General features: G+C 41.6%; 17 protein-coding genes. 7 read left to right on the forward strand and 10 right to left on the reverse strand.

The features are described from left to right. The first annotated feature begins 296 nt into the window (after positions 1-296). Positions 297-2,963, forward strand: a complete 2,667-nt coding sequence (locus MHO82_RS05860) for an ATP-binding protein (protein ID WP_239182919.1) — start codon at positions 297-299, stop codon at positions 2,961-2,963. On the opposite strand, the gene MHO82_RS05865 is transcribed toward MHO82_RS05860, so the two are convergent. Continuing rightward, entirely contained in the window at positions 2,946-4,985 is a 2,040-nt protein-coding gene (locus MHO82_RS05865) for a HAMP domain-containing sensor histidine kinase (RefSeq protein WP_239182920.1), read from the reverse strand. The two genes, MHO82_RS05860 and MHO82_RS05865, sit on opposite strands and share 18 nt — an antisense overlap. After that, entirely contained in the window at positions 4,985-6,469 is a 1,485-nt protein-coding gene (locus MHO82_RS05870) for a sigma-54 dependent transcriptional regulator (protein ID WP_239182921.1), read from the reverse strand. Before MHO82_RS05870 ends, MHO82_RS05865 begins: the two co-directional genes overlap by 1 nt. A gap of 282 nt (positions 6,470-6,751) precedes the next feature. Between MHO82_RS05870 and MHO82_RS05875 the strand changes: the two genes are divergently transcribed. From MHO82_RS05875 to MHO82_RS05895, 5 genes are read left to right on the forward strand one after another with little or no spacing between them, the layout of a single operon-like run. Then, positions 6,752-7,567, forward strand: coding sequence for a substrate-binding domain-containing protein (locus tag MHO82_RS05875; protein ID WP_239182922.1), 816 nt, complete (start codon positions 6,752-6,754; stop codon positions 7,565-7,567). Next, complete coding sequence (locus tag MHO82_RS05880) at positions 7,568-8,266, forward strand: ABC transporter permease (protein ID WP_239182923.1); 699 nt, start codon at positions 7,568-7,570, stop codon at positions 8,264-8,266. An 11-nt stretch (positions 8,267-8,277) separates the two neighbouring features. After that, complete coding sequence (locus tag MHO82_RS05885) at positions 8,278-8,988, forward strand: energy-coupling factor ABC transporter ATP-binding protein (RefSeq protein WP_239182924.1); 711 nt, start codon at positions 8,278-8,280, stop codon at positions 8,986-8,988. After that, positions 8,966-9,550 (forward strand): molybdenum cofactor guanylyltransferase MobA, encoded by a 585-nt coding sequence (gene mobA, locus MHO82_RS05890; RefSeq protein WP_239182925.1) that lies wholly within the window; start codon positions 8,966-8,968, stop codon positions 9,548-9,550. The genes MHO82_RS05885 and mobA overlap by 23 nt, the downstream gene beginning before the upstream one ends. Next, positions 9,547-11,331 carry a bifunctional molybdopterin-guanine dinucleotide biosynthesis adaptor protein MobB/molybdopterin molybdotransferase MoeA gene (locus MHO82_RS05895; RefSeq protein WP_239182926.1) on the forward strand — a complete coding sequence of 595 codons (1,785 nt, stop codon included), beginning with the start codon at positions 9,547-9,549 and terminating at the stop codon, positions 11,329-11,331. The genes mobA and MHO82_RS05895 overlap by 4 nt, the downstream gene beginning before the upstream one ends. A gap of 74 nt (positions 11,332-11,405) precedes the next feature. Here the strand turns inward: MHO82_RS05895 and MHO82_RS05900 are convergent, their stop codons facing one another. The 6 genes from MHO82_RS05900 to MHO82_RS05925 all read right to left on the reverse strand — a co-directional run bounded on the left by MHO82_RS05900 (position 11,406) and on the right by MHO82_RS05925 (position 18,713). Continuing rightward, positions 11,406-13,034 carry a FapA family protein gene (locus MHO82_RS05900; protein WP_239182927.1) on the reverse strand — a complete coding sequence of 543 codons (1,629 nt, stop codon included), beginning with the start codon at positions 13,032-13,034 and terminating at the stop codon, positions 11,406-11,408. Between the two features lie 518 nt (positions 13,035-13,552). Then, positions 13,553-13,972 (reverse strand): SRPBCC family protein, encoded by a 420-nt coding sequence (locus tag MHO82_RS05905; protein WP_239182928.1) that lies wholly within the window; start codon positions 13,970-13,972, stop codon positions 13,553-13,555. Positions 13,973-14,069: 97 nt separating this feature from the next. Then, positions 14,070-14,450 carry a VOC family protein gene (locus tag MHO82_RS05910; protein WP_239182929.1) on the reverse strand — a complete coding sequence of 127 codons (381 nt, stop codon included), beginning with the start codon at positions 14,448-14,450 and terminating at the stop codon, positions 14,070-14,072. Between the two features lie 208 nt (positions 14,451-14,658). Next, on the reverse strand, positions 14,659-15,567 hold the full coding sequence (gene nagK, locus MHO82_RS05915; protein WP_239182930.1) for an N-acetylglucosamine kinase: 909 nt from the start codon (positions 15,565-15,567) through the stop codon (positions 14,659-14,661). 185 nt (positions 15,568-15,752) lie between these two features. Further along, positions 15,753-16,502: a tRNA-uridine aminocarboxypropyltransferase gene (locus tag MHO82_RS05920; RefSeq protein ID WP_239182931.1), complete on the reverse strand. Its 750-nt coding sequence runs from the start codon at positions 16,500-16,502 to the stop codon at positions 15,753-15,755. A gap of 171 nt (positions 16,503-16,673) precedes the next feature. Next, positions 16,674-18,713, reverse strand: a complete 2,040-nt coding sequence (locus tag MHO82_RS05925; protein WP_239182932.1) for a methyl-accepting chemotaxis protein — start codon at positions 18,711-18,713, stop codon at positions 16,674-16,676. 149 nt (positions 18,714-18,862) lie between these two features. On the opposite strand from MHO82_RS05925, the gene MHO82_RS05930 reads away from it, so the two are divergent. Further along, positions 18,863-19,348, forward strand: coding sequence for an NlpC/P60 family protein (locus MHO82_RS05930; RefSeq protein ID WP_239182933.1), 486 nt, complete (start codon positions 18,863-18,865; stop codon positions 19,346-19,348). A gap of 16 nt (positions 19,349-19,364) precedes the next feature. Here MHO82_RS05930 and MHO82_RS05935 read toward each other — a convergent pair whose 3' ends face one another. Both MHO82_RS05935 and phnD read right to left on the reverse strand, forming a co-directional pair. Beyond that, entirely contained in the window at positions 19,365-21,233 is a 1,869-nt protein-coding gene (locus MHO82_RS05935) for a response regulator (protein ID WP_239182934.1), read from the reverse strand. Positions 21,234-21,242: 9 nt separating this feature from the next. Then, the gene (phnD, locus tag MHO82_RS05940) at positions 21,243-22,082 is read right to left on the reverse strand and encodes a phosphate/phosphite/phosphonate ABC transporter substrate-binding protein (protein ID WP_239182935.1); all 840 of its coding nucleotides are present in this window, start codon (positions 22,080-22,082) and stop codon (positions 21,243-21,245) included. Between the last annotated feature and the right edge of the window lie 23 nt (positions 22,083-22,105).

A 22,105-nucleotide genomic window follows, 5' to 3' on the forward strand; every position in this document is an offset into this window, starting at 1 on the left:
ATTTCAATGAGCCACGCGGTCAACGTGACTCATTGAAAGGATCATAAGCAAATACACCCTCTATAATTACTAATAAATATTATAAAAATAAAAGTGATGAGCATTCCAAGCCTGTAGATTATTTTTCCGTCTATTTCAAAAATAAATGATTGATATCTCATATATGAAATAACAAAAAGCAAAGATTCTCAGGTAGTCTTTATTCTGACTAGGTTAATTAATATCGTTGAAAACTCAGATTTAGTGCTTTTAACGGCGCGAGTTAGCTAAAATTAGAATAAGAAACTGGTTGATTAATGGCTGTAATAAACTCTTTATCGCTAAAAGCTCGAATACAAATCTTGGTTTTTACCCCACTCTTCTGTGGTTTATTGTTGGTCACTCACCTGCTTCATGATAAATATATCGAACTACAATCGCTCGCTACCATAACTCAACGTTTTGCACGCTTTTCAGAGATTGATTTAGAACTACAGACTCTTTATGCGACCAGAAATAAAATCACCACTAGCTTTCCTAGTGCCATTGAGTTTACCCAACCCATCAAAATCATAGATAAGCTATTAAAAGAACCTCAAACACAGAACTTATTCTCTAATGTTGCACCAAAATACAAAGTGCTAGCAGATGATCTAAATGAGTTGAAAGTGACATTGTCACAAAACAATACCCTCAATGATTGGTTTATATGGAGTAAGCTCCTGACTGAATGGCTAGAAAATTACCTCAATATGACCGAAACCAGTTCATTAAGCATTACCGCCACGGATATACACCGCTCATTAAGTGCTTATCACTTACTCAAGCGCCTACAAAGCCTAACCTACGATGAGTTTCATTTATTAAATATTGTGAGCCAAACCAATCATTTTTCTTTTACTAATAAGCAAAAATTGATTGAAAATATTGCCAAGCAAGAAGAAATATTCAATCGTTATATTTCTGTTTTTTCGACTCCACAACAGGTCGCCGACTTTCTTGCCATCCTCTCTGAACCAGCCTTTGTTGCCAGCAACCAAGCACGAAACCAACTGCTTCATAACAAGTCATTTGAACTCAATAGTTCACTTTTGATGGCTCGCATGAAAATGCTACACGCCCTCATCACTGGCGCCGAACAAGAGATTAAAGACCGTAGCCAACAGGCTTATGAGCGAGAACAACGTGTTTTTTTATTTAGTATCTTTGCTTTCATCATTACGGGAGGACTGCTCTACTACTTATCATCCGCCCTTTGCTCACGCCTCCTTGGAGCGATATTCGAAATCACCACAAAGATGAAGGAAATCGAATACAACAAGAACTACGAAGCCACAATAGACATTAAAGGAAATGATGAGCTGAGCCAACTGGCCACTACCTTAAACCATCTAACATTAGAGCGAAAAAGCAGTGAGCAACGGATCATCCAAGCCAAAGAAGCTGCAGAGAAAGCCAATCAGGCTAAGAGTACCTTTTTAGCTAACATGTCTCATGAAATCCGCACTCCCCTGAACGGTGTGATCGGCATGACCAATATTTTAAGCAATTCAGACCTAACCGCAGAACAAAAAGAATACCTGCGTACCATCGATTCTTCTTCTAACTCATTACTTGGCATATTAAATGACATTCTTGATCTGTCTAAAATTGAGTCAGGGAGTATGCAGCTCTCTCCCACTGCCGTGCAGCTAAACAGCATTATTTATGACGCTGTCGAAATCATACTACCCAAAGTCAAAGAAAAATCATTGCATATTGATGTTTCAGTAAAAAACATCCCTCACCTATGCCTGTTAGACGGACTAAGGTTTAAGCAAATCTTAATGAATTTACTCTCCAATGCCGTTAAATTTACTGAATCAGGTCAAATTCACGTTCATGCCTCTGTCAGCGCTACAGAAACGCCTTACATTAATGTCACCGTGCAAGATTCTGGCATTGGCATTGACAAAGATAACCTACGTTCCATTTTTTCTCCTTTTACTCAAGAAGACGACTCCATTACTCGTCGTTTTGGAGGCACTGGACTTGGCCTAAGTATCTGTAAGCAACTCATTGAAATGATGAAAGGCCATATTTCGGTCGATAGTCAAAGAAACAAAGGAAGCTGCTTTTCATTTTCTATTCCTTTGAACGTAATGTCTTATTTCGACCCTAGAACACCCCAACTTCAAAATAAAAGCGTTTTAGTTGTCGATCCAGACCCTCGATCCATTAGCTACTTAATTCAAGAACTTAACGAATGGGGGTTAGTGCCTCTTCCTTACTTAAGCTTGGGCCAAGCCAGCTTTCAGCAACAAAAAAACAGCCCCCCTGACTTCTTAATTGTAAAATACGATAACAATGAGGGCTGGGCTGAAGAACTGGAACAACTGCTGTATCAACTACCAGAAAAAAAAACCGTCATTTTATTTTCTGAGTTAGGAGCACCATTACCAGCTCTAGAAGTGACCAATACAATTGATAATACTCCTTTTCCTATTCGCGGCGAGCGCTTAAAAGAAACCTTGTTGGCACACTTAACACCAAACAACAACGCCAATACCACGAATAACCCGGCCAATGTTCAAGGTGCGTCGATATTAATTGTTGAAGACAATGCCGCCAACCAAAAAGTCGCTGATGTAACTTTAATGCGTGCAGGCTATAACACGAAGATCGCCTGTCATGGTCAAGAAGCTGTAGAAATGTGGAAACAAGGACAATTTGATGTGGTGTTAATGGATTGCATGATGCCCGTGATGGATGGCTTAACCGCAACGAAGATCATCCGGCAATATGAAGCGCTACACGATCTTAACCCAATCCCAATTATCGCTCTTACCGCCAGTGTAGCCGATGAAGATATTGCCCGTTGTTATCAAGCCGGCATGAATGACTATGTGGCCAAGCCATTTCGCAAGCAAACGTTAATTGAATGCATTGAGAAACAGCTTTCTCCTACTAGCCCAGTAACCTATGTTTCAACTAATGGAAGCTAGCAAGTTAATATCAATGTCTGATTCTGCTTTCAAAGGCAAATACACAGAAAAACAGGTTCCAACCCCTTCTTCAGAGCTGACTTTGATTTCCCCACCAATTTGGCTTAGTAAACTTTGAGAAACTGAAAGGCCAAGCCCTGTTCCTTCTCGCTTAGTGGTATAGAACGGGTCAAAAATACGCTTTAGGTTCTCTTCTTTAATACCACAACCAAAATCTTGTACGCTAACAATGGCTCCGATCGGGCTCTCGTCTTCTATCCAATCTCGGCTGGAAATACGAAGCTCCCCTTCGCCGCTCATAGCATGAACCCCGTTCATTTGTAAGTTTACGAGAATTTGCAATAACTGATGGCGATTCACTTCAACATTACACTGAGCCTGTAAATCCGACGTGATCTGGATCTGTTTTTTCTTTGTGCCCGAGCGCACTAAGGTAATACTTTCTTCAACAATCGGATTCACGTGCTGCCAAGTCACTTCATCCTGAATGCCACCGTGACGACTGTATTGCAACAAACTTCGGGTAATATTACGAATGCGATCAATTTGTTCTAAAATGGCATTAATTTCTTCTTCTACGGGCTTAACACCTTCGCCAAGCTCAAATTTCATCAACTCAACATTACCCAAGATAACCGCTGTTGGGTTATTAATTTCATGAGCAATACCTGCCGTTAATTCCCCTAAGGCCGCCAGCTTTTCATTGGTAACTAGCTTATCTCGGGTCTGTTGAAGCAAACGAATATGAAGTTCTAACTGTTCTGTTTTTTCATGCAAACTGGCAGTTCGACGTTCCACTTTTGATTCAAGTTCACTGGCCGCTTGGCGAATTTCAGCATTACGCATACTTAATTGATCCAACATATTGTCAAATTGATACGCTAGGCTGGCTAATTCATGCTGGCTGTCTAACCCTAACTCTCCAATTCGCTTATCCCGACCAATTTGAACGGACTTTACGACATGGTGAATGCGTTCAATAGGATCAAATAAATCCCGAGCGCCACGGTAAACAAACACCCCAGAAATGATCAACACCACAACAACCATCAAACCAATTTCAATAATGTTAATTAAATAGGTTTCAATAAAAGGCCACTCTAAGTACCCCGTATATAGCATGCCGATGACGTTATTCTGATCATTTTTTAATGGTTTATAACCGGAAATATACCAAGCATCGTATACATAAGCGCGATCGATCCAAGGCGTTCCGTCTTGCAATACTTGCTGCTGAACTGATGGTGAAACCCGTGTACCTATCGCACGACCAGACGTTCCCTCACTGTCTAATGGCACATTGGTACTGACACGTAAGTCATCCAGAAACAACGTCACGGTTCCGATGCTTCCTTCTGGTAAAGTATGATTCGGATAGACAAGATCTCGAATTCTATCCACCAGAACCGTACTGTTGTTAAGTAAAATTCCCCCATCCGCAATCCACTTTAGTCGACCGTACTGATCAAACAATGGAATTACGCTGCGGCTTAACAAGCCTCTCGACTCAACTCCACCCGTTTTTAAGATTGGCACTTGCGCCTGACGTCGTAAACTTGGCGATAAACTGTCTAACTCAGTTTCCCCCACGACTTGGAAGAAGGTCAGTTCTTCACCCGCTAACAATCGCTCGCGGCTTTGTGCACTAAATAGCTCAATGTCTTGGCTTGGGTGCAGCACCACATAATCTAAGTTATATTTTTGAGCTTGCCTACCAACCCACAAATTCAAAGCGGCTCGGTCTTTACGTAATAGATCCTGAAAATCGTAAGAGTCGACCAACGCGGTTAAATGATTACGCTGCTCTCTTTGCAAAATCTCTATGCTGTTATTAGCCACGGATAAATTCGCATTAATTTGGTTTAATGCGTTTTGCCATGTGTAACTAACAGACCAATAAATCGTAATACCTACCAACGCCAATAACGTCATAAAGATGGGAAACGACGTCAGCACCAATAAACGGTAACGCACCATGGTACGAAAGCGGCGCATCCAAATAGAAAATAAAGATGTTTTCATTAACCTTTATCCTTAGGCTCTTCCGACCATTCCTTGTATTTTCGCTCTAACGTTTTACGTGCAACGCCCAACTGGCGAGCAGCAGCGGATTTATTGCCATCGTGAGCATTCACCACTTTTTGAATATGGACCTTTTCCACTTCTTTTAATGGCCAATCCAACGGGTATGCTTCTATTAACTCACCGACGAATTCGGCGGTTTGCTTTTCTAAAGGCTGAGGATCATCCAGCCCTTGGAGTAACTCAGTAGAAGTAGTTTCTACGGCTGTCTGTGACACTGGTGTTCCGCTATGCTCCGCTTGCATTTCACGCCAATAATCCGCAGGTGGTTTGCCGAGTAAAATACAACGTTCCATCATATTTTTTAGTTCACGGATGTTACCCGGCCAGTGATAGGTTTGCATGGCTGCGATGTCTTCATGGGCCCAAGAAATGGTTTTCATGCCAAGATCTTTAGCAAGCATGGACGTTAAATGATGAATAAGTGCTGGGATGTCTTCTTTTCTGTCGCGCAGTGGAGGCAGCTCAACGGTTAACACATTCAAACGGTAATACAAATCTCGTCTGAAATTTCCGGCTTCCACTTCTTCTTTCAAGTTACGGTTGGTGGCAGCCACAATTCGAACATCTACATTAACTTCTTTTTCAGCACCAACCGGGCGAATGGCTTTTTGCTCTAACGCACGCAGCAATGACGACTGCATCGCGATGGGCATCTCACCAATTTCATCTAAAAATAGTGTGCCGTTATTGGCCACTCTAAATAACCCTTCTCGCCCTTTTCTCGCTCCAGTAAAAGCGCCCGATACATGGCCAAACAGCTCACTTTCTAATAACTCGGGCGCTATCGCCCCACAGTTCAGTGGAACAAAAGGCCCACTGCGTTTACTCAATTGATGTAAACCACGCGCCACCAACTCTTTACCTGTACCAGATTCTCCTTGAACTAATACAGCTGCATTGGAAGGGGCTATTTGCGACATGAGCTGTTTCATGGCCAAGGTTTTGGGCGCATCACCAATAATATCGACCGGGTAAGTACGCTCAACATCGCGCTCTAAAGCGAAGTTACGACGCTCCATTAAACGTTTATCCATACAACGCTGCACAGATTGCATCATTTGTTCTAAGTTAAACGGTTTGAGAATGAAATCAGACGCTCCCGCTCGTAAAGCTTGAATAGCCGTATCAAGATCGGCGTACCCCGTCATAAAAATCACATCACTACGACGACCATTCGGTTCAAAAGCTTCATGCCATTCGATTCCCGATCGCCCAGGAAGATTGATATCCAGAATCAACAAATCAAAATGAGAGACTTTTCTAAGTTCTTCTGCCTCTTCGATGCTGCCAGCTGTATCAACTTGTGCAAAACGCTTACCCAGCGCTTTTTTTAAAATGGCCTGCATGCCTGGCTCGTCATCAACAACAAGGACAGAAAACGCGCTCCACGAAGAAGCCGCTGATGGGGTATCTAATGACATATCTATTCTCAAGCTTTAAAAAGAAGTGAGTCAAAATGGTGGGTCAAATTGTCTCAGGCATTGAGTCTATCAATTGTTTATCTGTGTGTGTTGATTAGTATGAGACATTTTGTCCCAGCTCAAGTTTTTCTGACAATTATATGAATAACATTCAAAAAACACGTGACATTAGTGTTTATAAACAGTGATTTATCTTTACTCATTTTATTTCGGAACCAATTGTCACTTGGCATTAATATTGCTCTACGAGGGTAATTAACGATCCTAACAACGGACATTATAATGAAAACAATAACAGTTGGCTTACTTACTCTTACCGCCATCAGCGCGACCAATGTTTACGCCCAAGATGAGCAACAAACCATTCGTTTAGCCACCACAACCAGTACATACCACTCTGGTTTACTGGATTACCTTCTACCTGAATTTAAGAAAGACACAGGTTACGAAGTGCAGGTTTTGGCGGCGGGTACGGGTAAATCACTTCGCATGGGACAAAATGGCGATGTGGATTTAGTCATGACCCACGCCCCAAAAGCAGAAGCGAATTTCGTTGAAAAAGGTTACGGTGTACTGCCTCGCAAACTCATGTATAACGATTTTGTGGTTGTAGGGCCAAAAGCAGATCCAGCAAAAGTGGATGGTTCAAACGATGTGGCTGACGCTTTCTCGAAAATCGCTAAAATCAGCGCCACTTTTGTGTCTCGTGGTGATGACTCAGGCACTCACAAAAAAGAGCTGAACCTGTGGTCTCAATCTAATATCGAGCCAAACTTTGGCGGCTACAAATCCGTAGGACAAGGCATGGGCCCGACGTTGAACATGGCGTCTGAACTGCAAGGTTACACCATGACAGATCGCGGCACTTGGCTGGCTTACCAAAATAAAGTTAAGTTAAGCGTTTTAGTTCAAGGCGATAAACGTCTCTTTAACCCATACCAAGTGATTTTAGTAAATCCAATCCGTTATCCAGACATTAACTACCAAGGAGCAAAGGAGTTCAGCGACTGGTTAGTGAACCCTCGTGGCCAAGCTTTGATCAACAACTTTAAGCTAGCCGGGCAGCAACTGTTTACTGCGAATGCGGAAACCCACTAAGTGGATATTTGGCAGACAACTCAAGACGCCATTCAGCTACTCCTTAGTGGCGATACTGCTCTTTGGGGAATTGTAGGCGTCTCGTTTTCTGTCTCTATGCTGGCAATCAGTCTTGTGCTGTTGCCAGCGTTGCTGCTTGCATTTTTACTCGCCTATTGCCAATTTCCAGGGCGATGGTTATTACTCTCTATTATTCATACTCTGCAATCAGTACCTACCGTCGTCATTGGTTTACTGCTGTATATGATGTTTTCACGTGCTGGCCCACTGGGTGATTGGCAGTTGTTGTTTACTCAAAAAGCCATGATCGCAGGCCAAGTGCTGATCTGTTTCCCTATTCTCGTTTCGATGATGCACGGCGCTTTTCAAAACAGCGATCGCCGCGCCTGGGAAACTGCCTATACTCTCGGCGCTTCAATTCCTCGTGCTTTTTGCAGCATAATGTGGGAGACCCGCTTTCCTCTTCTTGCCGCAGTGATTGCTGGCTTTTCCCGAATCATTACCGAAGTAGGATGTTCAATGATGGTGGGAGGAAATATCTTTAATGCCACTCGCAATATTCCTACCGCCATTGCCATGGAAAGCCAAAAAGGTGCGTTTGCTCAAGGTGTGGCTCTGGGCATGGTTTTACTCTTACTCGCCCTTTCACTGAACTTTTGCCTGTCGGTTGCTCGGGGTAAAGGCCATTTACGTACATAACGGTGACTCTTATGACCATTCAATTGCAAGTAACGAATTTATCTATGCGATTCAAGGATCGAGTGCTGTTCCATATCCCACATTTAAGCTTAGGGCCAAGCGAATCTGTGTACCTAAAGGGCACCAATGGCATAGGTAAAACCACGTTATTAAAGATTTTATCAGGCTTACAAGCACCAACGACAGGCGAACTGAATATTGGGAAAAAAAACTGGTTTAAACGACTGCTTGGCTTATCTGGCAATAAAAATGTCATTTATTTACATCAAAGCCCCTATTTATTTGACGGAACCGTGTATGACAACGTCAACTATGGCTTAAAATACCAATCTCTAACTGCGAGAGAAAGACGCGCAAACATTATTAACGCATTACGCTTAGTGGGGCTGGAAACCCTTGCCGATGAACATATCTCAGTGTTGTCTGGCGGAGAAAAACAACGTGTCGCAATGGCAAGAGCTTGGGTACTCAAGCCCAGTATTTTATTGATGGATGAGCCAAGTGCTAGCCTAGATCAAGAGTCCATCGAGCTTTTAGTCGTGCTCGCGAAAGACTTATTAAAGCGAGGCTCAAGCCTTGTGATCACCAGCCATCAACGTAATGCCTTAACAGATTTATGCCGTCGCCAATGGGTTTTATCAGACAGAAAACTGATTGATTCAACCCCACTGCAACTTGTCGATGAGGAACAACAACATTATGCCTACGCCACAGCAAACTAGCTGGGTTATCTTAGCTGGTGGCCAAGCAACCCGCATGGGTGGAAACGATAAAGGCTTGGTAACACTTGCCGGTCGACCAATGATTGAACACGTGATTGAACGCTTATCCCCCCAAACGGATGCCATTTCAATCAATGCCAACCGTAACCACGATGCCTATGCCAAATACGGTTCTGTTTTTCAAGATGAGCTGGCCGACTTCCCTGGCCCACTCGGAGGCATGCACGCAGGACTAAAACAAGCCAATACCGACTGGGTAGGCTTTGTACCCTGTGACTGTCCACAGATCCCTTTAGATTTGGTTGAACGTATGTGCGCTGCCTGTGATGACAACACCGACATCGCAGTTGCCCATGACGGAAAATACCTTCAACCAGTGATTACTTTGATCCACAAACGCATTTTACCCAAGCTTAATGACTTTCTTGCCAATGGCGACAGAAAAATAATTTTGCTTTATGACTTCTGCAACACCATCAACGTTGATTTTAGTGACCAACCGGACGCATTCATTAATTTAAATGCCCCACATGAATTAGAAAAGTTTGGAACCCTTGTATGAGCCAGCCCCACTCTCAATTACCTCTCTTAGGCTTTGCTGCGTATAGCGGCACGGGAAAAACCACATTACTGGAAGCAATGCTGCCAAAGCTGACTGAACGCGGACTGCGTGTTGGCGTGATCAAGCATGCTCATCATAACTTCGATATCGACCAAGAAGGCAAAGACAGTTACCGTCTACGCAAGGCGGGCGCCTCTCAAATGCTGATTTCATCCCGCTACCGTAATGCCTTGGTCACGGAAACCCCAAACGAAGAAGCCACCTTTCAACAGCTATTAGGGAAGCTAGATCAAAGCCAACTGGATTTAATTTTAATTGAAGGCTTTAAAAAGCTCTCTTTCCCAAAAGTTGAGCTGCACCGAGAAGAAGTTGGCAAACCTTGGCTTCACCCTGAAGATAAGAACATTATTGCTATTGCCGCGAACATTTCAGCCGACTCTGCATTACCTCAATTAGACATTAATGATTTAAACGCCATTACCGATTTTGTTGTGGGCTACTCAAAACAACAAAATCAAGGCAGTGCTGCTGCCTCTTGCGACATTTTGTCCCCTGCTTTTTTATCGGTAGCCCAAGGCCGACAACAAATTTTGGACAGTATTCATACTGCACCAGCCACAAACCATACACCTTTACTTCAAGCCGCCAATAAAATTTGTGCTGAGGATGTTCTTTCTCCGATTCATGTTCCTCAGCAAACCAACTCAGCCATGGATGGATTTGCGATTCGCAGTGATGATCTAGAACATACTCACTACCATGTGGTGGCAGAAGTCATGGCGGGTTACAGTTACGATAAGCCACTGGAAAAAGGCCAAGCGGTTAAAGTTATGACGGGGGCACCTGTTCCTTCCAACGCCGACACCGTCATCATGAGAGAACAAGCTCAAACAAGTGAGCACGGCTCAGAAACTTATGTGTGTTTTGATACCTCAAAAGGTGCAATCAAAGCAGGCCAAAATGTTCGCTTAGCTGGTGAAGATCTCAAAAAAGGTCAGATAACCGTCTCCGCAGGCACTCGAATTACTGCGCCTGAACTGGGAATGTTGGCGTCATTAGGGGTAAATACACTGCCTGTTTATCGTTCATTAAAAGTGGCTATTTTTTCGACTGGTGATGAAGTTCAAGAACCCGGAGAAGATTTAAAAACAAACTGTATCTACGATTCTAATCGCTACTCTTTACACGCATTATTAACTAAACTTGGCTGCGAAGTCATTGACTTAGGCATTATTGAAGACAACCAAGAATCCCTCGAAAACACCTTACTCAGCTCAGCCGAACAAGCCGACTTAATCTTATCATCAGGTGGAGTTTCAGTAGGTGATGCAGACTACATTAAACACGCCCTAAATCGTTTAGGGAACATTAACTTCTGGCGAATTAACATGCGTCCGGGTCGCCCTCTGGCGTTTGGGCATATTAATGATACCCCTTTCTTCGGGCTGCCTGGTAACCCTGTCGCTGTCATGGTGTCGTTCTTACAGTTTGTTGAACCTACTATTCACAAACTACAAGGGGATACGAACTGGCAACCAGAACAATTAACTGCCATTGCTACTGAATTTTTACGCTCACGCTTAGGCCGTACTGAATACAGCCGAGGGTTTTATTCAATCAATGCAAACGGACAACTGGAAGTAAAAACGACAGGGAAACAAGGTTCAGGCATTTTGCGATCTATGAGTGAAGCTAATTGTTTAATTGAAATTTACCCAGAACAAGAAAGCATTGAAGTAGGTGGTAAAGTAAACATCATTCCACTGAGTTCGCGTCTATAGTTAATCATACTAATTAAGAGCTCTTTAAAACAAAACAGCAGCTATTATCAAAGCTGCTGCTTTTGTGGTACCAATCAGTTCAGTAATGGGTCAATGTTAATATCATGGCCATCGAACATGATTCTGCTTGGGCTATGCTCTCTTTTTGTCATGATCCTAGTATCAGCAAAAGACACATTCACCATAGGGTACACTCTGTTTTTTACCGTGATGACTTTTTTACCCAATAGCTCTTTAAGCTTATTTTGTTGCTCTTCCAATTTCTTTTGAGCAATGGATAATGGATCTGAAATGGTGCCCGCCTCTTCATACGATTCCACATCCACAAAGTTAGTATCATCACTCATCACATCTTGCATTTGCTCATAATAAGTACGCTGATACGACACCAATGCTTTTTTGTGTTCGCTGTAATCACTAAAGGCTTTGATGCTGGTTGGGATACACGCCACAGCACCAAGATCGACTAAGGTAATTGCCCCTTTCACCTCAATGTTGCCGCCACACAAGGTGCCACTTTTTTCAAATTCATCAACCACACTTAAATCACCACCACAGTAAATATTACAATTGATGGCATGCAAAGACAGCGCAATGTCTCCACCCGACTTCAAATCTACATACTGGGAGAAACGCGATTTTATCGATCCTTTAGCTTTAACATAGCACGTCATTTCTTCATCATGATCAACAACATGGCCGATAATACCCTGCCTTGATATGACATCTCCCCCAGCTTGAACATGAGCAGATTCAATAAAGCCACACACCAAAATAGAACCTGTTGCTTCTACTTTCATACCGTAGGTCACATCTCCAAACACGACTACACTGCCAATGTAATTAATGTGCCCAGAGCCAATATCCACTTTGTCTAAAAATAACACTTCATCCACTTCTGCACTGTCATTTTTAATAAATGGGGTGCCATTAATAGCAGCGACCAAAAGGTTTGGATCAGTCGGGCTAAATATGGTGCCTTTGCCTGCTTTCAGCGTGAACTTTTTCCCATCTTCTGCCTCTAACTCTGTGCCCGTAATAGTAAAGCCGGGTATTCCTTTTGTTTCAGGAATACGCTTCATTACAGGGTCACCTTTTGCAACCGTGATCGTATCCCCTAAATCCCGCATATCAACCTTATCTCCCGCTCCTTCTTCTAGTTGAGGGCATAAGATTCGCTCATGAATTTTATCCACTAAAGGCACCAATTGGGCATCTGTGCCATCAATTGGTAGGCGACCTTGGGCAATTTCCACTGAAAAAGATTCTCCAGGCAACAAGGTTTTACTCCAAGGTAAAAGCTCTTGTAAAGTCGATTTCTGAATACCTTTGCAGATTTGATTGGTAGAAAGAAGTGCTAAGATCATTTTACCATTGATCCCTTGACCACCGTATGCGCCCGTCACCGTCATGGTGGCAGACATTTCATCATCACGAATGTCTATTTCAATCGTAGCATTTAGCTGCTCAGCAATAACCACATACACATCCATAGAGAATGGTACATTATAACTGGCCGACTCATTGATCGATGTTAAAAACAACTCAGCATCTTCTTCATTTATTAAATATTCTCCGGCTCCCATTGAATTAAGGGTTTGAATTAAATCAATGTATGAATAAGTTTGTTCGATAATGGCTCCCGCTTTTACCTGCGCGACCACTCTTTTTTTATCCGCGGACAACTGTATGAATTCATGCACAACATAACCTCCCTAATCCAACAGTATTTCTAATAGTTATATTCACTGCTTTGCACTACTTCTTATATGGAAAATTGTAGAAGTATATTAAAGGTTATGCATAGGATTTTATGAAATTAAGCGCATTATCTTTGTGGATATATGGAAGGCAATATTTTGAGTAGGTGTGACCGATAAGAAAGCAATTACCTCAATAAGAAGTAGTGCATTGAATTTAGAATAAATTTTATATATTTGATAAAACTAAACTATACGTAAGTGGTATAAAGTCACCCACTGATTGATGAACGAAGCACTGTTCGAGTTCTTATCTTTTTTCATTAATTCAACCCAATAGATTGGCACTATATACACCAATACATGACCTAGTATTTAACTGTTCCCGCTTCTATATAAAGAAATTATTATTGCCAGTATATATTCCACCTCCCCGTTAATTCACCTTGGTTATATATCTTCAATATAGTGATATTTTATTATAGGAAACTCACCCAATTACATACTGTTCTTTAGCAGAACTAAGACAACGTTTGCTTTAATGCCGTTAACAGCGCTTGATAAATTGGATCGCAAAACTCAACTACCTCAGTTGGATTTGAAGTATCAAATGTTGAACTCCACTCTACTAAAGTCCCATTACCCTTCGCTGTTAATTTAACCATACCAATATAATTACTGACCACTTCTTTAGATACTGGACCCGGTCCATCATCAATAGAATAAGAAAATGTAAAGTTGTCTGAGTCCACTTCCGTCAGTGTTTCATGAAAAACATCATTTAATATGCGTTTTGCGCCAACTTCATAACCCGAATGCGTCCCAATAGCGTCAACTGAAGTAATAACTTCAGGGGCCCAAGACATATCATGGAAATTGGAAATAGTCGCCCACACCTTTTCAGGTGACACGTTGATCATTATGGTATTTTGACAACCCATGCTATTGTTCCTCATGTCATTACTATTGATATAACATAACATCGCGAGTGAGATTTAAAATGACGAGTAAAATAATATAAAAACTCGACTAACAATATTATTTCATTGAATGAAGGCCTATCATATTCCCTTCCGAATCACTGATCATGCTGATAAAACCATAGTCACCAATCGCCATTTTGGGCACTTGAACTTCACCACCACTACTTACTACTCGAGACTCCTCTATCAAACAATCTTCACACGAAAAATAGACAAGAGTACTATTGCCACCTGCTTTCACGTGGCTCATGTGAGCTAAAGCACCATTTGCCCCGTAGCGTTCCATATCATGAGGAAAAGTCCACATTTCAATGTCTATTTTCGCAGGACTTTCTAGCTTTTCTAACTTTACGTCAAAAACAGATTCATAAAACTTTTTAGCTCTCGCCATATCATCAACATAAATTTCAAACCATCCAACTGGATTTAACTGCATAGTTTTACCCTTAGCTATTTAACATGCTCTATTAGCATAGCTTAGGGTTTACTAGGCAGTTTCTAAAGAATGATTTTATGACTCAAAAGAAAAGTAACTGTATGATAAGAAGTGAATTAAAAATACTTTCCAAACGTTCAAGTAGTGACAAAGAAAAATAAAAAAACCCAGAAGTGCACTGTCTTCTGGGCTTAAGAAATACGTTTGGTTACTTAATGTTTAAGAATGCCGCACCACGAACACCACCTGAATCGCCGTGTTTTGCTTTTACAATTTTAGGCGCTTTTGCAACCGACAATAAGTGCTTTGGAATACGCTTAGGCAACTCTTCATAAATCAAATCATAGTTTGATAAACCACCACCCAGTACCACAACATGCGGGTCAAATGCCGTAAATAAGTTAGCGAAGCAGATAGCCAGCAGCTCCATAAAGCGTTCTACATGCTCAACCGCTTTTTCTTCACCTTCCGCTTGACGTTTAATCAGCTCAATCGCTTTAACCTTTTCACCGTAGTAGTGCTCATATAACTGTTCAAAACCACGACCAGATAAGTAATTATCAATACAACCTTTTTTGTCACAACCACAACCAAACAAAGGTGCTTTTTCACCAAGGTGGAACCAAGCGTCAATCGGCATGCGTGTATGGCCTAACTCACCAGCAACATGGTTACGACCCGAGAAAACTTGGCCTTCATATACCAAACCGCCACCAAAGCCCGTGCCCAAAATTAACCCCATAACGGAGGCTTCTTCTTTCAGCTCATCATCCCACGCTTCCGATAAAGCAAAACAGTTTGCATCGTTATCAATGCGAACTTCACGACCAATTTTAGCCTCTAAATCTTTACGTAAAAATTGGCCTTTCGCAGCAGGAACATTAGTGGTTAAAACAGCGCCAGTATCTGCGTCTTCCATACCTGGAATACCAAGGCCAATTTTGCCTTCCACACCCAGTTCTGAGTCATATTTCGAGACTAATCCGGCTAAAGTTTCAACCAATAGATCATAATCGGTGCCCGGTGTAGGAACTCGTTCAGTTGCAACACGCTCTAACTTCTCATTAAACGCGCCAAACTCAATCTTAGTGCCACCTACATCAAAACCGTAATACATGAATTCTCTCCCTAAAATAACAAACTACATCCTTAACGACTCAAAGCTAAGCTGTTTGATGTAAAAATGAAAAAATTTTATAACGATTATCCATATACCACCCTCATCAGACTGTGACCTAATACCAATTTAGCCCGACAAAGTGCGTGTTCAATCTCAAATGATGAAAGATTAAACAGCTTTATCTATGTGCTTGTAGGAATATTACTTTCAAATTGTGCTTGGTAAGCCTGCATCTTCTTAATAGCTGCATTTCGTTCAGACATTTTCAGAGGCTGCTTGCTGCACAGGTAGTGTTCTTTAAACACATCAAACCATAATTCCAGCTGCTTTGAAGTATGTTCTTCCCCATACAAATCCAGCACCATGGCAGCCACTTCTGCAGTCGCCAATTGATAATCTTTCGAAGCTTTGCGCACAATGTAACTAGACACTTGCTCAGCATTAATCGACAACACAGGGAAAGAGCTCAGATATGGGCTTTTACGGAACATTTTACATGCTTCACGCCAGCTTCCATCCAACATAATAAACAATGGCTTTTTGCCTTCAACCATCTCTACGTTATGCACGACACGCTCTTTTTCTTCAACATTATGCTCAGGAAAAACGATGAATGGTTGGAATTGCTCATCTTCCAATAAAGCAAGCATCTCTGGGTGTGGCTCTGTGCGAGACCATAAATACGCATACGTTTCAGGGATCACATCTGCAATTAGGCGGCCAGTGTTGCTCGGCTTTAAAACTTCCGTATCAAACATCATTAATAAAAATGCGGCGCTAGATTCTGTACTTGGTTGATGGGCACAAAAACAAAACTCAAGACTTACCTGACAATACTGGCAACGCTTAAGCTTAGCACCACGCGCGTTAAAAGGTTTAGAAGCTCGGGCTAAGCGCGCTTGTTGAAGGTGATGGACCGCATGAATTCGCATAATTGATCGTCTGTTGAAAAAAGCAAACGGGCATTCTACTCACCCGCTGCTTTTTTACAATATCTGAAACCAGTTAGCGACAACTCTAAGTGCGATCCCCTTTTTGATCAGAGCTCTTTCTGCACAGATCTAAAGTGCCCAAGAGAATGAAAAAATACAGCCTACAAAGCTCTACAAGGTATAGCGAGACAATAGCGCTTGCTGTTGCTCGGCAATTAGCGCAACTTGCTCGGCACTTTCCACCAGTGCGCCCAATTGCTGAGCCGTATGCGTCGCTTGATCCGAAATACCATGGATATTGCGACTGACATTACTTGTGGCTCGTTCTTGTTCACCTGCAGCGTCTGAAATCAGATTAATTTTGCCTTTGATTTCGCTCACCACCGACTCTACATCACCAAACGCACCTTTCACTTCCGTACTGAACGCCATCGCCTCTGTCATTTCTTTTCTGCTCTGATTCATCGCGACACTGGCTTCTTTGGCTGCATTGTGTAAAGTATCCATCATGGTACGTATGGATTCTGTCTGTTGATTCGTATCACTGGCAAGCTTGCGAACTTCATCCGCCACAACCGCAAAACCTCGCCCTTGTTCACCTGCCCTCGCCGCTTCAATGGCCGCATTTAATGCCAGTAAATTTGTATTACCCGCGATAGAGCTGATCAAATCCACCACTTCCGTAATCTGCATAACACTATTATCCAACTCTGTCATGCGGGCCTCATTCACCTCAAACATGCTATCTAAACGCTGTAAACGACGAGTACTGCGTTCAATCACATGGGCTCCATTTACTGTATGCTGAAAGGCCATTTCAGATTCCTGTTGTGAATCTGTGGTGCCACGGGCAATCTCTTTAATGGAGGCTTCTAGCTCCGTTACCGTCGAGACAATGGCTTCCAGTGCTTCATTTTGGCTTTGCAGGGTTTCTTGAGATTTAGAAGACGCGTCATGACTTATTTCCGCAGCTTGATAAAGTGATTCACAATTATTTTTAAACGTTGCCATGGCATGACGATTGGCCTCATTCAGTTGATTGAGGCGCTCTGCTAACTCAACGAACTCAATAGGCCCCGTTTGAACCGCCGCTTTAGTAAAGTTGCCAGCCGTCATTGCACTGACCAGTTGAGCCACATTATTCAAAGAACGTTGAATCCAACTTTTTAACCACCAGCCAGACAATGCCGCCAAAACAAACATAAGACCACCTAAAACGGTGATCACTTGAGCCACACTTAGCATCGTGTTTTCGACATTTTGCTGGCTCTGATTGATTTTCTTATTAATATTGCTCGAAAAACCATTAAGGGTAGTAACAATACGTTCAACCGAAGCACTAACCAACATCAGCTCTTGCTGCTGATTTGTTTTAATTGCTAACGAGTCGATGTACGTTTCAATAATATTTCCAGAACCAAAACCATGTTTAATCATCTCAAAAGGCATCGTTAAACCTGGAAATTCCTTAATTTCTGGATTAATTTCAACAAGCTCTTGAAACGCTAACTCCATGCCAGCCAAACGGTTTTTCATTGTTCGGAACAATTTATTAGCTTTAACTTGATCAGATTCTGCAAAAAGAGTCAGCGCTGTGCTCTCAAGAGAAGTCGCATTGGTCATAAAACGAGAGGCAGCTTCCTGAGCTAAATGATCATCCGAATTAAAAAGAGAAACATGTATACGCCCCATCTCTGAACTGGTTGAGCTTAAACCATATCGAAATCCAGCCATGTCCTGTGCAATCATCTGCTGCTGCTTTAGAATTAACTGCTGCTCTACAACAATGTTTGCTCCCACTTTTTCCAATTGTTTAATTTCTTGTTCTAACTGAGAAAGATGCGTTTGAATAAACTCAATTTGGAATTGCTGACTCAGTGAAAACGTAACTTGTAATGCCTCTCGCGTTTGCTTTTGTAAACGTACGATATCGGCATTATGTTGTTCAAAGGTATTGCTATCCTGTGAACGAACACTATTGTTAATACTACGAAGTTGCTCTAGGGTTAGCTGTGTTAACGTGGCATTATTAAACGCTACAGGGAGAGCTTGTTGGCTTAAACTTGAAAACTGCTGACCAACTTTACTAAGACCCCTATTTCCAACCAAAGAAATAGTAATTAACATGAGTACCAACAGGGTAAAAATCACTGCAATAGCAGAGACGATGGAAGGTGTGAAAAATATAGCTTTCTTCTTCGTGTTAGACATTTTCAATTCCACTTGGAAATAAGATCGATACTTCAATAACTCAACATTGAGCTCATCGATGGTTTCGATCCGAGAAACTACAGAAGAAATATGTCAATTTTATTTCACCTTTCAGAATAATCATTGATTAACTGAACAATGGACTGATTATGCATAAGCACATAAACCAACCACCTTTTCTCTTTTTTATTGGCATGATGGCGCTATTCATGCTCAATGGCTGTGCGAATAAAAGTACTTCCCCATCAAGCGGTTATTATGCTGATGCTGAAATGTCTTACCCTTTACAAAACCATTATGACAATTGGAAAGGTACCCCTTACCGACTTGGGGGAGACTCAAAATTTGGTATCGATTGTTCTGCATTTGTTCAAATTACAATGCAATCGGTCTACAACCAGTCCTTACCAAGAACCACAGCGCAGCAACAATATTCTGGAACTCAAATTGCGTACAATGAACTACAACAAGGAGATTTGGTTTTCTTCAAAACAGGGAAAAAAATACGTCATGTGGGAGTGTATGTGGGTGGCAGGAAATTTATGCATGCCTCAACATCAAAAGGGGTAATTGTCTCTCGGTTAGATAACCCTTATTGGGCTGATGCGTATTGGCATGCTCGTCGAGTTTTGTAGCTTCATCAAATAGACATTATAAGCTCAAATTAACCATACCGTTTTGGTGATGATGGCGATCAAACCAGTGATTAATTACGTTCAGCATTTTACCTTTATTAATTGGCTTGGTAAGAAAATCATCCATACCGACAAGTGCGCACTCTTTTCTGTCAGAATCGCTAACATTCGCTGTCATCGCAATAATAGGCACATCGGCTTTCTCATCTTTTAGCTGCCTTATCGCTTTACATGCATCTAATCCATTCATTTCTGGCATTTGTAAGTCCATTAAAATCAATGAATATTGCGCCTTTCTTACTGCTTTTAATGCTTCTAAACCATTATTCGCCGTTTCTACTTTATAGCCTGAACGCGATAACATGGTTTTAGCAATAAGTTGGTTCGATGGACTATCTTCCACCAGTAAAATAGTACTTTCTCGGTGTTCTTTATCTATTGGCAAATCAGTTGTGCTTAGCTCTACTGTCGGGACTGCAACAGGGAACGTAATCGTGAAGGTAAACTCAGAACCTTCTCCTAATTCACTACTGATATGAAGGCTTCCTCCCATTAGCGAAATCAATTCATGGCTTATCGCCAGCCCCATCCCTGCCCCACCATAACGTCTAGAGAAAGAAGGGTCGCTTTGCACAAATGGGTGATGAATCGTCGCTACTTTCTCTTTCTCGATACCAATACCGGAGTCTTTAATCATAAAAGTAATGGCTGAGTGCTCTGCCGTCGTTTCACCACTCATCTCCACTAAAATGGAGCCCTGCTCGGTGAATTTTATGGCATTACCAATTAAGTTAGTTAACACCTGCGATACTTTACCAACATCACCAAGTACATTTAGATCTGTGTTTAAATCTGTTTTTAATGACAAAGCCACCCCTTTCTCTTCTGCTTGTTGAGAGAAAATGGCAATGACATCTTGGCTGGTTTGCACTGGTGAAAAAGACTCTTTTGCCAAGCCTGTTTTACCTGAATCAAGACGTGAATAATCTAAAATATCATTCAGCTGATTCAGTAAAACCTTCGCTGCGTTTAATGCTGTATCAGTAAACTGCTGTGAGTTATTGTTTAAAGGCTCATCTTTCATGATCTCTAAAGAGCCTAAAATCACATTCATTGGTGTTCTTATTTCATGGCTCATTGTGGCAATGAATTCTGTTTTCATCTTATTTGCGGCTTCCGCTTTTTGCTTAGCCAGTTTCAGTTGAGCTTCTTTCTGCTTTTGCAGTATCAATGCATCTTGCAGCAAATCAACAGAGCAGCTAAGCACTTCCAATTCAGAAGACGCTGAGTGACTCACCTTTTTTGGCAAAGGTAAGTCATGAATAGATAACAGCTTTTTGTTGATTTTGTCGAGAGGTGATAAAAACAGATATTGAGACACAAAATAACAAAGCACCCCAAGAAGCAATAACGAGATCGCGGAAAAATAGCGAATTTGCTCAACATGTTGAGCGATATCTTTAAAAAATGGCGTTTTACTGATCCCAATTTTCATGTAGCCAAAAATTTCATTTTCTAAGGCGATTTTATTTTGATACACCGCCATTGAAGGAGGAGCTTGTTCTGGTTTTTCTCCCCAAGCAACCAAATGTTTCTTATCTTCATTACAAATCAAAATGTATTGAATATCAGGCGTATGCATGACCACTTGATCAACAATCGTTTCTAAACGAGGAATATCTTCCGTTAGTACATCTTCAATCGCGATGGATGACAATGCACTGAAGTGGCGCTCTAGCTGCGACTCTACTTTGCTTTCTAAATAACGGGTTTCATATTCACGCACGACTTCCCCAGCCGTAAAACTCAACCCAACAGTTACAATTGAAAGAATAGCTAAGTATTTAATCCATAATAATGAATAAGGTTTATGTAACGCAGCCATAGTCACCCCCTAGTTAGAAAAAAAACGCTTGTCCGACATGGCTAAACGAATTTTTTCATAATCGCTATCTGTTCCTTCTAAAAAACCATCTTTCTTAATTGCTTTCAGTGCCTTAGGATCGGATAATTCCAGTAAGCTTTCTTGTAATGCTTGAGCTAGTTTGTCATCTAGCATTGAACTTGCAATCCAAGGTTTCGTTACATTTTGAAAGCTTGCAATGATACGTAAAGAAGCGCCATTATTTACCAGCTTTTTATAGGTACTTTCTTTTAATGCTCCAGCATCAAACTGTTTATTTGCAACGGCTGAGCCAACTTTGTCATGCCGACCAAGATACTCAAAATAGTTCAAGTCTTGCGACGTAATTTGATGATCAGCAAGGTAAGTCTGTGATAAATACCTACCTATGGTGGAGTTTTGGTCTCCAAATGCAAATGTTTTCCCTTCCAACTGCGTCACCGACGTTATCTCACTGTTTTTCTCCACACAAATCACGCCATTAAACGTTTTACTGCCTTTGTTGTTCTCCATTGCCAGCAGCTTAATATCCGGATCTTTTTGTTTTGCAAGCACATAAGAAGCAGGACCAAAGCGAGAAAAATCAACGTCTCCCTTAATTAAACTATCTAAGCCTTGTTCGTAATTTTTTGAAATTTGCATCTTAATTTGCACAGGTTCGCCGATCTTGTTTGCTATTTGCGATTCAAGTGCATTCAGTACGGGTCGGAACTGCTTCACCATGGCGGTGGCTTTATCTGAAGTATAGATACCAAAAGTAAGCTTAATATCTGCGGCCACAGGTAAGCTGATAAGTGATAACAAGATAATGGATTTAATCGACTTTTTCATAAAACAATCCTTATTTAGAAAAA

The sequence above is a fragment of the Vibrio sp. Of7-15 genome (assembly GCF_022347565.1).
GTDB lineage: Bacteria > Pseudomonadota > Gammaproteobacteria > Enterobacterales > Vibrionaceae > NORP241.